General features: G+C 74.8%; 16 protein-coding genes. 9 read left to right on the top strand and 7 right to left on the bottom strand.

Annotation, left to right across the window (positions count from 1 at the left end; translation table 11 throughout):
* The first annotated feature begins 29 nt into the window (after positions 1–29).
* Together B5Y66_RS09295 and B5Y66_RS09290 are read left to right on the top strand one after the other, a co-directional pair.
* On the top strand, positions 30–860 hold the full coding sequence (locus B5Y66_RS09295; RefSeq protein WP_079573760.1) for an aldo/keto reductase: 831 nt from the start codon (positions 30–32) through the stop codon (positions 858–860).
* Positions 861–961: 101 nt separating this feature from the next.
* Positions 962–1,726, top strand: coding sequence for an SDR family NAD(P)-dependent oxidoreductase (locus B5Y66_RS09290; protein ID WP_079573757.1), 765 nt, complete (start codon positions 962–964; stop codon positions 1,724–1,726).
* 18 nt (positions 1,727–1,744) lie between these two features.
* Here the strand turns inward: B5Y66_RS09290 and B5Y66_RS09285 are convergent, their stop codons facing one another.
* Positions 1,745–2,392: a TetR/AcrR family transcriptional regulator gene (locus tag B5Y66_RS09285; protein WP_079573755.1), complete on the bottom strand. Its 648-nt coding sequence runs from the start codon at positions 2,390–2,392 to the stop codon at positions 1,745–1,747.
* Positions 2,393–2,583: 191 nt separating this feature from the next.
* On the opposite strand from B5Y66_RS09285, the gene B5Y66_RS09280 reads away from it, so the two are divergent.
* Entirely contained in the window at positions 2,584–4,074 is a 1,491-nt protein-coding gene (locus tag B5Y66_RS09280; protein WP_079573753.1) for an MFS transporter, read from the top strand.
* Between the two features lie 57 nt (positions 4,075–4,131).
* Here the strand turns inward: B5Y66_RS09280 and B5Y66_RS09275 are convergent, their stop codons facing one another.
* On the bottom strand, positions 4,132–4,521 hold the full coding sequence (locus B5Y66_RS09275; protein ID WP_079573751.1) for a DMT family transporter: 390 nt from the start codon (positions 4,519–4,521) through the stop codon (positions 4,132–4,134).
* Between the two features lies 1 nt (position 4,522).
* Entirely contained in the window at positions 4,523–4,837 is a 315-nt protein-coding gene (locus B5Y66_RS09270; RefSeq protein WP_079573748.1) for a DMT family transporter, read from the bottom strand.
* Between the two features lie 100 nt (positions 4,838–4,937).
* Here B5Y66_RS09270 and B5Y66_RS09265 point away from each other — a divergent pair, with 100 nt between their 5' ends.
* Positions 4,938–5,501, top strand: coding sequence for a TetR/AcrR family transcriptional regulator (locus tag B5Y66_RS09265; RefSeq protein WP_079574420.1), 564 nt, complete (start codon positions 4,938–4,940; stop codon positions 5,499–5,501).
* A gap of 4 nt (positions 5,502–5,505) precedes the next feature.
* Here the strand turns inward: B5Y66_RS09265 and B5Y66_RS09260 are convergent, their stop codons facing one another.
* Positions 5,506–6,468, bottom strand: a complete 963-nt coding sequence (locus B5Y66_RS09260; protein ID WP_079574417.1) for an ArsR/SmtB family transcription factor — start codon at positions 6,466–6,468, stop codon at positions 5,506–5,508.
* Between the two features lie 80 nt (positions 6,469–6,548).
* On the opposite strand from B5Y66_RS09260, the gene B5Y66_RS09255 reads away from it, so the two are divergent.
* A complete protein-coding gene (locus tag B5Y66_RS09255) occupies positions 6,549–7,862 on the top strand; it encodes an MFS transporter (protein WP_217700765.1) in 1,314 nt (437 codons plus the stop codon).
* 69 nt (positions 7,863–7,931) lie between these two features.
* Here the strand turns inward: B5Y66_RS09255 and B5Y66_RS09250 are convergent, their stop codons facing one another.
* Positions 7,932–8,318 carry a GntR family transcriptional regulator gene (locus B5Y66_RS09250; protein ID WP_079573746.1) on the bottom strand — a complete coding sequence of 129 codons (387 nt, stop codon included), beginning with the start codon at positions 8,316–8,318 and terminating at the stop codon, positions 7,932–7,934.
* Entirely contained in the window at positions 8,315–9,256 is a 942-nt protein-coding gene (locus B5Y66_RS09245) for a hypothetical protein (protein WP_079573744.1), read from the bottom strand. Before B5Y66_RS09245 ends, B5Y66_RS09250 begins: the two co-directional genes overlap by 4 nt.
* 113 nt (positions 9,257–9,369) lie before the next feature.
* Here B5Y66_RS09245 and B5Y66_RS09240 point away from each other — a divergent pair, with 113 nt between their 5' ends.
* Genes B5Y66_RS09240 through B5Y66_RS09225 form a run of 4 tightly spaced genes read left to right on the top strand, consistent with a single transcriptional unit; the run spans position 9,370 to position 13,562 of the window.
* On the top strand, positions 9,370–10,353 hold the full coding sequence (locus B5Y66_RS09240) for a CorA family divalent cation transporter (RefSeq protein ID WP_079573742.1): 984 nt from the start codon (positions 9,370–9,372) through the stop codon (positions 10,351–10,353).
* A gap of 60 nt (positions 10,354–10,413) precedes the next feature.
* Positions 10,414–11,172, top strand: a complete 759-nt coding sequence (locus B5Y66_RS09235; protein WP_079573740.1) for a response regulator transcription factor — start codon at positions 10,414–10,416, stop codon at positions 11,170–11,172.
* Positions 11,173–11,178: 6 nt separating this feature from the next.
* Entirely contained in the window at positions 11,179–12,576 is a 1,398-nt protein-coding gene (locus tag B5Y66_RS09230) for a sensor histidine kinase (protein ID WP_079573738.1), read from the top strand.
* A complete protein-coding gene (locus B5Y66_RS09225) occupies positions 12,573–13,562 on the top strand; it encodes a TAXI family TRAP transporter solute-binding subunit (protein WP_139820814.1) in 990 nt (329 codons plus the stop codon). The genes B5Y66_RS09230 and B5Y66_RS09225 overlap by 4 nt, the downstream gene beginning before the upstream one ends.
* 18 nt (positions 13,563–13,580) lie before the next feature.
* Here the strand turns inward: B5Y66_RS09225 and galE are convergent, their stop codons facing one another.
* A complete protein-coding gene (galE, locus tag B5Y66_RS09220; protein WP_079573736.1) occupies positions 13,581–14,684 on the bottom strand; it encodes a UDP-glucose 4-epimerase GalE in 1,104 nt (367 codons plus the stop codon).
* Between the last annotated feature and the right edge of the window lie 83 nt (positions 14,685–14,767).

Here is a 14,767-nt window from a genome sequence, read left to right as displayed (position 1 = left end):
TCCAGCACCGCACCACCGGAAGGATCATCATGACCACGCACGTCCCCTCCGTCTCTCTCTCGGACGGCCGCACCATGCCTCAGCTCGGCTTCGGCGTCTTCCAGGTGCCCGACGCCGAGACCACGGCCGCCGTGAGCTCCGCCCTCGAGGCGGGCTACCGCAGCATCGACACGGCCGCCGTCTACGGCAACGAGCGCGGCGTGGGCCGCGCCCTGGCCGAGTCCGGCGTCGCCCGCGACGAGCTGTTCGTCACCACCAAGCTGTGGGTCGACAGGCTCGGCCGGGCGTCGGCCCGCGAGGGTCTCGAGGAGAGCCTCGGGAAGCTCGGCCTCGACCACGTGGACCTGTACCTCGTCCACTGGCCGGCCCCCGCGACCGACGCCTACCTGGACGCCTGGCAGGGCCTGGAGGACCTGCGCGACGCCGGCCTGGCCCGGTCGATCGGCGTGTCCAACTTCCTGCCCGAGCACCTCGACCGCGTCGCGGCGCTCGGCGGCAGCAACCCCGTCGTGAACCAGGTGGAGCTGCACCCGGCGCTGCAGAACCGCGAGACCGTCGCGGCGAACGCCCGCCACGGCGCCGTCACCGAGGCCTGGAGCCCGCTGGCGCAGGGTGCCGTCCTGGGCGACGCGCCCGTCGTCGACGCCGCCCGCGCCCATGGCGTCACGCCCGCCCAGGTGGTGCTGCGCTGGCACCTGCAGCAGGGCCGCGTCGTCATCCCCAAGTCCGTGACGCCCGCGCGGATCGCCGCCAACCTCGACGTCCTCGACTTCGAGCTCAGCGACGCCGAGCTGACCGCCGTCGACGGGCTCGAGCGCGATGGGCGCACCGGCCCGCACCCCGGCACGTTCAACGGCTGAGACGTCTGCTCTCGGAGCGACGCGGCGTCGACGACTAGCATCGGGAATCCCCGAGGTCGACGCCGCGCCGACCGGTTCCCGCTCCCGAGGAGGGCCTCTCCATGTCGACCCCGCCCAGCACCGCCCGCGTCGCCGTCGTCACCGGAGCCAGCAGCGGGATCGGCGCGGCCAGCGCCCGCGCCCTCGCGGCGGCGGGCTTCCATGTCGTTCTCGGCGCCCGCCGGATGGACCGGCTCGAGCAGGTGGCCGCCGAGACCGGCGGGACCGCGCTCCCGCTCGACGTCACGGACGACGCGTCCGTCGAGGCGTTCGCGGCGGCGATCGACGCGGGGCCGGGCCGCTGCGACCTGCTCGTCAACAACGCCGGCGGCGCGCTGGGGACCGAGTCCGTGGCCGAGGCCGACCTCGCCGACTGGCAGCGCATGTACGACATCAACGTGCTCGGCACGGTGCGCGTCACCAAGGCGCTGCTGCCGCGCCTGATCGCGAGCGGCGACGGCCAGGTCATCACCATCGGCTCCATCGCCGGCCGCGAGCCCTACAAGGGCGGCGCCGGCTACAACGCGGCCAAGCACGCCGAGGCCGCGCTGACCCGGGTCCTGCGCCTCGAGCTGCTCGGCCAGCCCGTGCGCGTCAGCGAGATCGACCCCGGCATGGTGCACACCGACTTCTCCCTGGTGCGCTTCAAGGGTGACCAGGAGCGGGCGGACGCCGTCTATGCGGGCGTCGAGCCGCTCACGGCCGAGGACGTCGCCGAGACGGTGGCGTGGATCGCCACCCGCCCGGCGCACGTCAACGTCGACCAGGTGCTGCTCATGCCGCGCGACCAGGCCGCGGCGCAGGTCGTGCACCGCCGCGAGGTCTGACGCCGCGCGCGGTGACCGCTAGGCCCAGACGCCGGCGCGCGCCGCGGCGGCCGCGGCCCCGGCTGCGCGGTCGGCGTCGGCCTGCACCGGGGGGCGGCCCACGTTGACCATGGCGTAGTAGAGGGGCGCGGAGACGGCGGCGACGACGGCGTCGGCGTCGGTGCCCGCGGGGACCTCGCCGCGGGCGACGGCGTCCGTGACGCACGCTGCCCACTCCCCGATGCGGACCGCGTAGAAGCGGTGCAGGGCGTCGGCCGCCTGGTCGTTGCACAACGAGGCGGCGATCAGGGCGCGGAAGAGCGCCCCCTGCCGAGGGTCCGTGAGGGTCTTCACGACCAGCCGCGCGTTGGCCTGCAGGTCGCCGTCGAGGGTGCCGGTGTCTGCGCGGGGGAGCGACGTCTCCGCCATCTCGACGAGCAGGTCGGCGGCGAGCGCCCCGGGGGTGCCCCAGCGGCGGTACACCGTGGTCTTGCCGACCTCCGCGCGACGCGCCACCTCGGCCAGGTCGAGCGCCGCGAAGCCCTCGGTGGCCAGGGTGTCGCCGGCCACCTGCAGGACCGCCTCGCGGACGCGCGCCGTCCGGCCGCCGGGGCGCACGGTGCCGGGGGCGGTCTCGGCGGTGCGCGGGTCGTCCGCCGTCGTGTCCTGGTGCGGTCGTGCGGGCATGGGTGACCTCCTCCTTCGACGGGCCCGAGCGACCCGTGGGCCATGTTATCGGAACTGCAGTTCCCATTGCGTCGTCCTGGTGCTACGTTCGGCAGTAACGGGACTACAGATCCATTAGTGGTCCCCTGTTCCCGCCCCTGTCCCGCGCCGCCGCCTCCCTGCGGCCCCGGGTGACGAAAGGACCCATCGTCATGACCACCGTCAGCTCCGCCCCGAGGACCGCGCCCCGCACGACCGCGCACCGCACCGCACCGCCCCGGCCTGCGCCCCCGCGCCTCACGGGCAGGATGCGGCTCGTCCTCGCCGTCCTGCTCGTCGCGCAGTTCATGCTCGCCGTCGACTTCTCGATCCTGAACGTCGCGCTCCCCGCGATCGGGGACGGTCTGGGCTTCCCGCTCTCCGGCCTCCAGTGGATCGCGACCTCGTTCGCGCTCGCGGCCGCCGGCCTCACGCTCTTCTTCGGCCGGATCGGGGACCTGGTCGGGCGCAAGCGGATCTTCGTCGGCAGCCTGGCGCTGCTGGGCGTGTCGTCCCTGGTGGGCGGCCTGGCGACCACGCCCGAGATGCTCCTCGCCGCCCGCGTGGCCCAGGGGCTCGCCACCGCGGCCGCCACGCCCGCCGGCCTGTCCCTGCTCACGACGTCGTTCCCGGAGGGGCCGCTGCGCCAGAAGGCGCTCGGGATCAACGGCGCGCTCATGTCCGCGGGCTTCACCGCGGGGGCGATCCTGGGCGGCGTCCTGACGGACCTGTTCTCGTGGCGCTGGGCGTTCTTCGTCAATGTGCCCGTCGCGCTCGCCGTCGTGGTGGTGGCCCCGCTCGTGATCCGGGAGTCGCGGCCCGCCGTCCGGCCGCGACTGGACCTGCCCGGCGCCCTCACGGTCACCCTCGGCCTGCTCGGCCTCGTGTACGGCCTGACCCAGGCGGGCGAGCACGGCTGGTCCGACCCGCACGCCCTCGCCGGCCTCGCGGCCGGTGCCCTGCTGCTGGTGGCGTTCGTCCTGATCGAGCGCCGCGTCGCGCAGCCGCTGGTGCCGCTGGGCGTGCTGCGGCGACGCAACGTCGCCTGGGGGAACGCGATCGGCGTCATCGCCTTCGCCACCGAGACGTCGCTGGTCTATCTGCTGACCCTGTACCTGCAGCGGACCCTCGACTTCACGCCGCTGGCCGCCGGGCTGTCGTTCGGGGTGCTGGGCGTCGGGACCGTCCTGGGCGGCCTGGTGGCGCCCCGGGTGATCGCGCGGACGTCGACCCGCACCACGCTCGTCGTCGGCGGCGTCGTGCAGGCCGTCGCCACCGCCGCGCTGCTCCTCCTGGGCACGGGGACCACGGCCGCCCTCGCGCTGCTGCTGCCGGCGACCTTCGTCGGCGGCATCGGCAACATGCTCGTGATCGTCGGCTTCATGGTCACGGCCACGAACGGCCTGCCCGACGCGGAGCAGGGGCTGGCCACGGGCCTCGCCTCGATGTCGCAGCAGGTCGGCATCACCCTGGGGACGCCGATCATGTCGGCGGTGGTCGCGGCCGCCTCGGCGGGCGGGGTGACGGCATCGGCCGTCCACCACGGCGTGACCGTCGCCGTCGCGGTCAACGCGGGGCTCGTCCTGCTGGGTGTCGTCGTCGCGGTGGTGCTCCTGCGCCCCCGGCGCCCCGTCGTCGGCGCGGCAGGGGCGCGGGCGGCCTGAGCCGGGCCGTGCGCGACGGCGAGACCCCCGGGGGGCGGGCGTCCCGGGGGTCTCGTGTCAGTCGGCGGTCGCGGCCGCCCGGTCGTCGGCCTCGCGACGGTCGGCCTTGTCGCCGACCAGCTTGAGGCCGATGGCGCAGCCGATGATGCCGAGGAGGAACAGGGCCTTCAGCAGCGACGCCGTCTCGGTGCCCGTGAGCATCGCCCACGCGACGGTCAGTGCCGCGCCGATGCCCGTCCAGATGGCGTAGGCCGTGCCGATCGGCAGGTGCTTCGCGGCGTACCCCAGGCCCAGCATGCTCAGAGCCAGCGCCACGACGAAGAGGGTGGTCGGGCCGGGCTGCGTGAACCCGTGGCTGGCGTGCAGGGCGGTGGCCCAGACGGCCTCCAGCACGGAGCTCGCCAGGAGGACGCCCCAGGCGGCCCCGTTCGCGTTCTTCGCGCTCATGTCAGCTCACCACCTTGAGTCCCACGACCGACCCGACCAGGCCGACCAGCAGCAGCGCGCGGGCGACGGTCAGCCGCTCGTCGCCGCGCACGATGGCGACGAGCACCGTGAGCACGGCGCCGATGCCCACCCACACGGCGTAGGCGGTGCCCACTTCGATGGTGAGCATCGCGTGCGCCAGCCCCCACATGCTCAGGGCCAGGCCGACGACGAACACGATCGTCGCCACCGGCCGCCTGAAGCCGCGCGACGCGGCGAGCGCGGTCGCCCAGACGGCCTCCATGACGCCGGCGGCGATGAGGATCAGCCAGTCCACGGTTCTCACTTCCTCTCGATCGGGATCGGGTGGTTGTCTTCGCACGATCGTGCGAAGACAGTTCTAGCACACTTCGCACGACTGTGCGAACATGGGCCGCGTGCCCCAGAAGCTCGACCGTGACGAACGCCGCCGCCAGGTGTCCGAGGCCGCGTGGCGCGTCCTCGTGCGCGACGGCCTGGAGGCCCTGTCCGTGCGCAACGTGGCGGCCGAGGCCGGCCTGCCCCAGAGCTCCCTGCGCTACACCTTCCCCACCGTGGCCAGCGTGCGCGAGCGCGCCGTGGCGCTGGTGCTCGAGCGGCTGCTGGAGCGGGTGGACGCCGTGGAAGACGGCGAGGGCTGGTCGCGCGCCGTGCTGGCGCAGCTCCTGCCGCTCGACGCCGAGCGCCGCACCGAGATGGAGGCCTACCTCGCCCTCGGCACCGCCGCCATGACCGACCCCGCCCTGCGGGAGGGGCACCGCGCCTCGCAGGACGCGATCCACGACGTCTGCGCGCGGGCGCTCGCCGCACTGACCGGGCGCCCGCCGTCCGACCTCGAGGTGCGGGAGCTGCACGCGCTGGTCGACGGCCTCGCGCTGCACGTCGTGCGGCAGGAGCCCGGCGCCGACGCCGGGTGGGCGCTCGACGTGCTCGATGCGCACCTGGCGCGCGTCGGCGCCTGACCGCTCAGCGGGTCGGCCCGACCAGCGCGTCCCCCACCTCGGAGCGCAGGTACAGCACCGACCGGCCGGCGCGGGCGGAGGTCAGCAGGCCCACGTCGCGCAGGACGCGCAGGTGCTGGTTCACGGCGCTCGTCGTGACGTCCAGGCGGCGGGCCAGCTCGGTGGACGACGCGGGTCGCTCCAGCGCGGTGAGCAGCCCCGCCCGCGCGCGGCCCAGGACGGCGACCAGGGCGTCGTCCGCGACCTGCTGCTCCGCCTGCCACAGCGTCCCCGTGCCGCGCGCGCCGTACATGATCATCGGCGGCTCGTCGGCGGAGATGGGGGCGGACGCGCCACCGGTGAACAGTGTGGGCACCAGCGTCAGGCCCTCTCCGGTCGTGGCCCGTCGCAGGTCCTTCGTCGAGCTCCCGAGCTGCACGCTCACCACGCCGTCGGCGAAGGACACCCGGTCGGCGAGGTCGGCGAACATCGCGCCCGCCCCGCGCGCGGAGATCACCGCTCCGCGGTGCACGACGTCGGCCTGGAGCACGGCGCGCATCCGGGGCCAGTACGGCGCGAAGCACGAGTCCCAGTAGGCGGTCAGCGCGTCGAGCGCCCGTCGCCGCACGCGGGGGAGCGGGTCGCGGAGCGGAGCGGGGCGGCCGCCCGAGTGCAGGGCGGCGAGCTCGCGGGCGACGACGTCGTCCCCGGTCGCGGCGACGGCGGCCAGCTCGTCGTCGATCCGGGTGAGCGGGCTGCGCGGGCGCGGGGTGAGGAAGTCCGGCGTCCACAGCACCTCGTTGGTCAGCGCGAGCAGCATCTCGCCGTCGAGGCGCGAGCGGGCCTCCTGGGTGCGACGCAACCACGGCAGGTGGAGCGGGTAGCGACCCGGGTCACGCCAGGTGCGCAGCGACAGGACCAGCTCGTTCAGCGGGGAGACGGCGAACCGGACGTCGGCGAGGTCCATGCCGGCCAGTTCGTAGCGCATCCATCCCACGGAGCGAGCATAGGTGTAGCGCAGGACTACATCGATTCGTTGCCCGGCGTCGGGGGCGCTTACTGGTGCCCGTGATCCAGACCCTCCTCCCGCGGGACCCCGTGGCGCGCGCGCTCACCTTCTCGACCATGGCCTTCGCGGCGTCGACCGGGATCTTCTACACCGTGTCGGTCCTGTACTTCACGCGGGTGGTCGGGCTGTCCGCGGCCACGGTCGGGCTCGGCCTCGGGATCGCCGGCGGCGCGGGGGTGCTCGGCTCGTACCTCGCCGGGCGATGGTCGGACCGGCGCGGCGCGCACCGGGTGCAGGTGTGGGGCCTGGTGGCGCAGGCGCTGGCGCTGGCCGCGTACTCGTTCACGTCCGACGTCGTGAGCTTCACGGCGGTGGCGGTCGTCGTCAGCGCAGGACGGGGCGTGCAGTCCACGGCGCGGCAGGCGCTGCTCGCCCGCTGGTTCACCGGCCCCGAGCGCGTGGACGTGCGAGCGCGGCTGCGCGTCGTGACCAACGTCCTCATCGGGCTGGGCACCCTCGCCGCCGCCGTCGCGCTGCTGATCGACACCGCGGCCGCGTACCGCACCGCGATGGTCGCGACGGCGCTGCTGCTGCTCGGCGCCGTCGTGCCGCTCGTGACCCTGCCGCGCCGCGTCCCGGGCCTCGCCGCGCGGATGCTGGCGGACGCTCCGTCGTCGCCGTCGCCGTCGCCGTCGCCGTCGCCGTCGGACGCGGGCGAGGACGGCGCCGGCGCGGCCGCCGACGCCCCGCACCCGCTGCGCGACCGCACCTACGTCGCGAGCGTCGTCCTCAACGCCGTCGTCGCCATGCAGTTCGGCGTCATGACGGTGGGCGTGCCGCTCTGGGTCGCGAGCACGGACGCGCCCACCGCCGTCGTGTCCGCCTTGCTGGTGGTGAACACGGCGGTCGTGGCCCTGCTGCAGGTGCGGGCGTCGCGCGGCACGCACGACGTCCGGGGCGCGGGCCGTGCCGTGCGCCGGGGTGCCCTGCTGTTGGCGGTCGCGTGCGTGCTGTACGCGGCGGCCGGCCACGGCAGCCTCGTGGCCGCGACGGCGCTGCTGGTGCTCGCCGCCGTCGCGCACTCCCTTGGCGAGGTGCTGTCCGAGGCCGGCGGCTGGGGCATGGCGTTCGAGCTCGCCGACCCGCGTCGTGCGGGCGCCTACCAGGGCCTGTCGCAGACCGGCTACGCGCTCGCCGGCATGGCGGCTCCCGTCGTGGTGACCGCCCTGCCCATCCAGTTCGGCACGCCCGGCTGGCTCGCCCTCGGTGCGATCTTCGTCGTCGCGGGTGCCGGGGCGGCGCTCGTCGCCTCTCGGGCCGCGGACGCCGCTGACGCTCAGCCCGTGCAGGAAGCCGCTCATCTCGGCAGCTGAGGTTCCTGCCGGCAGCTCGAACTGCCGATCCGGTGGGAACGGCCGATCTGAACGCGAAGTGCCGCCCGATCAGCCGCAGCCGATGCGAGGGGACAGCACCAGCTCTGCCGCGATGGCGTCGCGCACCTCCGCATCTGTGAGGCCGTGGTCACGGGCCAGCCGGACGAATCGCCGCGCTTCCTCGGTCACGGCGGCCCGGTCGAGGGTCGCCGCGGGCGCGGTGACGAGTGTGCCCGCCCGGCGTCGCGTGGTGACCAGGCCGGCCGCCTCCAGGTCGCGGTAGGTGCGTGCCACCGTGCCAGGCGCGATACCGAGGTCGTGGGCGAGGGCACGGACGGTCGGCAGGCGCTCGCCATCGGGCAGGGTGCCCGCCGTGACGAGTGCGGCGAGCTGGGACCGGAGCTGCTCGTAGTGTGGCACCGGCGAGGTCGTGTCGATCCGGACGGTGAGAGTCATGACCGCGCCCCTGCGGGGACCTGCCCGATTGTGGACTGCGGTGCGGGGTCGCGCGCAGGCCAGGCCGCTGCGACGAGCGAGGCGGCGACGGCGGCTATCGCGATCCCGCACAGCACGTCCCCGACAAGGACGTGCACGCTCGATCCGACAGCTGGTGCCTCGCCGGCCATGACCGCCAGGCCGAGCCAGCGGAGCGAGAGGCCGGCGAGCCCGACGAGCCCCGCGAGGGTGAGCCCGAGGACCAGTTGCGTGACGCGCACCAGGCGTCGGGCAGCGCGGCGGCGCAGCCACATGTCCCAGTACCCGTCGACCCCCTCGACGGCGGGACGCGAGGCGACGAGCCGCAGCACCGCCTCGGTGGCGCCGGCGGCGACCATCGCCACTGCCAGCACCGGGATGGTCCACGACCACCCAGGGAACGAGGTCTGTGCCGCGACGGCGCCGTCGGCGAGACGGGCGATCGTCCGCGGGCCGTCCGCGGCCAGGGCGAGGGCGCCACCGGCGGCGGCGAGCACGGCGACCGTCGCCCACATCCACCGCCGGGCGGCGTGGCCGACGACGTCGGAAGCGGTGCGGGCAACCAGTCGTGCCTCCCGGTGCGAGCCGCGCGGCCCGGGCCAGGTGAGCTCGCCGACCGTCTGGACGGCGAGGAAAGCCCACAGCCCGATGGTGGGAGCGATCGCGAGTAGGCGGGGCTCGAGCCGGGGCGCCAGAAGCCCGAAGTAGAAGACCAGCACAGGGGAGGCCATCCCGACGACCAGTGGGGTCAGCGCGACGGCGAACGTGATCGTCGCGTGCCGGATGCCGCGTCGGGCAGACGTGGTGGGGGCGACTGTGCGCCGTCCGTCCCACCAGAGCAGCCCGCCGGCGACGAGCGCGAGGGCGAGGACAAGCACGATCGGCTCCACGGCGAAGCCGCCTACGACGATCCAGGTCACGAGAGTCTCCGCTCGACTCGGAGTGAGTATTGATCATGAACTATGTACTTTGCGGTCGTCATCGTCAATGACCCCACCGCGCCGACGCGACCGGTTCGTCCGAGAATGCGGGGGTGACGGACGAGGAGACGCCTGCGGGCGCGAAGGTGTGGTTCGTCGGGACGCACGGTGCTCCGGTCGACGCATCCGACGCCGCGCACCCGGCGCGCTGGCTGCACGCGGAGGGCAAGCAGGGTTTCCTGGCCGCGGCTGAGGAGCTCGACCCGGCGCTGCGCGACCGGCTGGCGGGGGTGCACGCCATGTCGCGGGAGGTGCCCAAGCGGCCGGTGGCCGCGGTGCGGTGGCTCGACGACGACTGGGTCGCGGTGCTCACCCCCACGGTGTGGTTCACGGAGACGGACCGGCAGGTGCACACGGGGGAGCTCGGCATCCTCGTGGGCCCGGAGCTGGTGCTGACCTTCGAGGCGGGCGGCGCGGGGGTGCACGACCGCGCGCTGGAGAGGCTGCGCGGCCCGGGCCCGGCGCACGACTCGGGGGCGCAGCGGGTGGCGCTGGCGGTGGTGCTCGCCCTGGTGGGCGCGGCGTCGGAGGTCGAGGTCGCGCTCGGGGACGCCGTCGCGGACACCGAGCGGATCGTCTTCGACCGCGCGACGGCCGACCCGGTGCAGCGCCTGTACGACCTCAAGCGGGAGATCACGGAGGCCCGGCGCGCGCTGCTGCCCATGGCGGCGGAGCTCCCCGAGCTCACCCAGGACGGGGACGAGCGGCGCGTCGTCGCCGACCGGCGCACCCTGGAGCGGGTGGCGTCCACCGTGGAGCGGATCGACCGGCACCTCGACGCCCACGACGACCTGCTCTCCGACATGCTGCAGGTGCACCTGTCCCAGGTCTCGGTGCGGCAGAACGAGGACATGCGCAAGATCTCGGCGTGGGCGGCGATCCTCGTCTACCCCACCGTGGTGGCCGGGATCTACGGCATGAACTTCCGCCGCATGCCGGAGCTGCACTGGCTGCTCGGCTACCCGTTCGCGCTGCTGCTCATGGCGGTGGGGTGCGTGGTGCTCTACCGCGTCTTCCGCCGCGTGGGCTGGCTCTGACCGAAGGTGCGACGCTCCGCTAACCTGTGCGCTCCAGGCGCCCGACGGAGGGACAGTCCCGTGCAGCTGCTCGTGGTCGAGGACGACGACCATGTCGCGGGCGCACTCGTGTCCGTGCTCGGCCGGCACGGCTACGAGGTGGTGCGCGCGCGTGACGGTGCTTCCGCGCTGCGGGAGCTCAGCCCGCGCACCGACATGGTGCTGCTCGACCTGTCGCTGCCCGACATCGACGGCTTCGAGGTCTGCCGCCGCATCCGCCGCGTCTCGGACACCCCGATCATCATGGTGACCGCCCGCACCCGGCTCGACGCGCGCATCCGCGGTCTCGAGCTGGGTGCGGACGACTACGTGACGAAGCCGTACGACGTGCGCGAGGTCCTCGCCCGGATCGACGCCGTCATGCGGCGCGGCCGGGGGCGCGAGTGGGACGGCGCCCGCGCGGACGCGGCCGAGGCGCGCGTGCGGGTGCGCGGCCTGGTGGTAGACCTGGCGCGGCGCGAGGTGCGGCGCACGGCCGGCGCGGTCGGGGACCGGGTGGGCGACGCCGTGGGCACCGTCGTCGAGCTGACCCGCAAGGAGTTCGACCTGCTCGCGCTGCTCGTGCGCCAGCAGGGTTCGGTCCTCACGCGCGAGCGGATCCTGCGGGACGTGTGGGGGTCCAGCTGGAAGGGGCTGGGCCGCACGCTGGAGGTGCACGTCGCGTCGCTGCGCCGCAAGCTCGGCGAGCCGGACGTGGTGGAGACGGTGCGCGGCGTGGGCTACCGGGTGGCCGTGCCCGACGGCGGCGACGGGGCCGCGCCGCGCGGTGCGGGGGCCTAGGCGTCGATGCGGACCCGGCTGGCGATCATCCTGTTCGTGCCCTGCGTGCTGGTGCTGGCGCTGCTCGGCACGGCGTACGCGGGCAACATGGCGCGCGCCAACCAGCAGGAGGTCTACCTCGACCGGCTGTCCGACGCCGGGTACCTGGTCATCACGGCGCGGCAGTCGCTGACGGCGGACGACCCGACGATCGTCGAGGGCGACCTGGACCGCTACCGCGAGGTGTACGGGGTGGACGCGGCCGTCGTCGACCAGTCGGGCGCCACGTGGGCCTCCAACGGGCTCGACCCCGCGGCGGTGGACGAGCGGCAGGCGGCGCTCGCGGGCCGACGGGGCGAGGCCGACCTCAGCTCGCTGCCGTGGAAGGCCGAGCGGGTGGTGGTGGCCGAGCCCGTGTACGACGGCGGCGATCTGGTGGGCGCCGTCGTCACCGTGTCCGACGCGGACGAGGTCTCCCGCAGCATCTGGTCGAGCTGGGGCATCCTCGTCGCAGCGGGCCTGGCGATGTGCGTGCTGGCGGTCGTCATCGCGCACCGTACGGCCGGCTGGGTGCTGCGGCCGGTGCGCGCCGTGGACACCGCGATGGGCGAGATCGGGCGCGGGCGCCTCGACGCCCGCATCCCGCCGTCCACCGGCCCGCCCGAGCTGCGCGAGGTGATCACCCGGTTCAACGCGATGGCCGGCCAGGTGGAGCACTCCATGCACCGGCAGCAGGAGTTCGTCTCCAACGCCTCGCACGAGCTGCGCAACCCCCTCAACGCGCTGATGCTGCGCGTCGAGGACCTCGCCCTGTCGACGCCGCCCGAGCACGCCACCGAGGTCGCGCACGTGCGAGCCGAGGCGGTCCGGATGGCGCACATCCTCGACGCCCTGCTGCTCCTGGCCGACGACGCGAACCTGGCCGCGGGCGCCCACCCCCTGGACGTCACGGAGCTGGTCGCGCGGCGGGTCGAGAACTGGCGGCTGCTCGCCGTCGGGCGGGAGCTCCGCATCGACGGGAGCGACGGGAACGGCAGCGTGTGGGCCGAGCTGAACCCGATCGTGCTGGAGTGCGCGTTCGACGCCGTCCTGGACAACGCCGTGAAGTTCTCGCCCGTGGGCGGCCGGGTGGACGTCACGGTCGCCGTCGCGCACGACGACCCCGACGCGGTCGACGTCGTCGTGCGCGACCACGGTGCGGGCGTCCCGCACGAGGAGCTGGACCGCCTCGCGGAGCGGTTCTGGCGCTCGCCCGGCCACAGCACCGTGCGCGGCTCCGGGCTGGGCCTCGCGATCGCGTCCGAGCTGCTCGCCACCGGCGGCGGCGGGCTGCGCCTGGGGCTGCCGGCGGGCGGCGGCCTGGAGGTCCGGCTGCGGGTTCCCGCCCGCGGCACCCTCGGCGACACGGCGGAGGGGACGTCGTGACGGCGCCGTCCGCGCGGGCGGCGCGCGTGCTGGCCGCGCTGGGTGCGGTGCTGCTGGCGCTGCCGGTGCTCGCCGGCTGCGTGGGCGACGCCGGCGCGGGCGACCCGTGGGACGGGCAGCGGCCCGAGGCGCTCACCGTGGCCACCGGCGGCTCGACCGGCATCTACCACGCGTACGGGACGGCGCTCGCGCAGGTGCTGACCGACCGCTACGACGTGCCGGTCGAGGTCGACCAGTCCGGCGGGTCGGTGGAGAACCTGGAGAGCCTCGACGCCGGCACGGCGCAGGTGGCGTTCTCCGCCGCCGACGCGGCGCGGGACGCCGTCGCGGGCGAGGGGGAGTTCGACGAGCCGCTCGACGTGCGCGCGCTGGCCCGCGTGTACGACGACTTCCTGCACCTCGTGGTGCCTGCCGACTCCGCCGTCCGGACCATCGACGATCTCCGGGGCAAGCGCGTCTCCCTCGGCGCGCCGCAGTCCGGGACGGCGCTCATCGCCCACCGGCTGCTCGCCGCGACCGACCTGCCCGCCGCCGACCTCACGGACGCCAGCCTGGGCCTCGACGGCTCGATCGCGGCGCTGCGGGCGGGGGAGATCGACGCGTTCTTCTGGTCCGGCGGCCTGCGCACCCCCGGCCTGACGACGCTCGCACACGACGTGCCCGTGCGCCTCGTTCCCCTGGGCGACCTGGTCGAGGAGGTGCGCTCCCGGTACGGCAGCGGCTACCGGCACGGCATCGTGCCCGAGGGCATGTACGGGTCGTCGCGCGTGGTGGAGACGCTCGCCGTGCCGAACTTCCTCATGGTGCGCGGCGACATGCCCGACGCCGAGGCCCGCACCCTGGTGTCGACGCTCTTCGACGCGCGGTCGCAGATCGCCGCGCAGGTGCCGTCGGCGGCGAACCTCGACCGCGTGCGCGCGATCTTCACCGACCCGGTCGAGCTGCACCCCGGCGCGCTGCAGTACTACCGCGACACGAAGGACTGAGCCCGGGCGCCGCCCTGGCTACCAGGCCGCGGCGGAGGGGACGGCGGAGACCAGCCGGAGCCGGTGGCCGACGCCCCCGCGCCACGGGGCCGACGGCGCGAGCGTCGCCGGGTACCCGGTGGGGTTGCGCTGGTGCCAGCGCCAGAGGTCGAGGCAGATGTCCTCGAGGCCGCGGGTGGCGCGCCAGCCGAGCTCGGCCTCGGCGCGGGCGGGGTCGGCGTACGACACGGCGACGTCCCCCTCCCGGCGGCCGGTGACCCGGTACGGCACCGCCCGGCCGGTGACGGTCTCGAACGTGCGGACCAGCTCCAGCACGCTGGTCGGGCGGCCGCCGCCGAGGTTCCAGGTGGAGAGCTGCTGGTCGGCGTCGTCGAGCACCTCGAGGGCGGCGACGTGCCCGGCCGCGAGGTCGTCGACGTGCACGTAGTCGCGCATGGCCGTGCCGTCGGGCGTCGGGTGGTCGTCGCCGTGCACCTCGAGGCCGTCGCGCAGCCCGGCCGCGGCCTCCGCGACGGCGGTGAGCAGGCTCGCGGACGCCCCCGTGCGGTCCGGCCCGAGGGTGCCGGAGGCGTGCGCACCGGCCGCGGAGAAGTGCCGCACGACGCCCACCCGCAGGGCAGGGCCGGCGTCGGCCACGACGTCGCGCAGGATCTGCTCGTTCATCGCGTGGCTGCGGCCCACCGGCCCGGTCGGGGCCAGCGGCGTGTCCTCGGCGTGCGGCAGGTCGCGGCCCTCGCCGTACACGGCGGCCGAGGACGACACGACGAGCCGGTCGACGCCGTACCAGGCCATGCAGCGCAGCAGCGTGAACGTGGTGCCGAGGTTGGTCTCGTAGCTGTCCAGCGGCCGCACGCCGCGGGCGCTCGGGCTCTTGATGCCGGCGAGGTGCAGCACGGCGTCGAAGCCCTCGGCGTCGAAGAGCCGTTCCAGCGCATCGATGTCGGCGCCGTCGAAGACGTGCACCGGCACGGGCCTGCCCGCCAGGACCTCGACCCGGTCCAGCGCCGCGGGGGAGCCGCGGGAGAAGTCGTCCACGACGACGACGTCGTGCCCGGCCCCGAGCAGCCGGAGCACCGTGTGAGACCCGACGTACCCGGCGCCTCCGGTCACCAGGACGCGCATGGGAGTTCCTCGCTTCACGGCTCGCGGCGGTTGATGTCGCCTCGTCATCTTGATGGCCGTGCCCGCGCCCCGGCAGGGGATTT

It is taken from the genome of Krasilnikoviella flava (assembly GCF_900167525.1).
GTDB classification, from domain to species: domain Bacteria; phylum Actinomycetota; class Actinomycetes; order Actinomycetales; family Cellulomonadaceae; genus Isoptericola; species Isoptericola flavus.
Note: the sequence above shows the minus strand (reverse complement) of the source record. Positions and strands in the feature narration are given on the sequence as shown.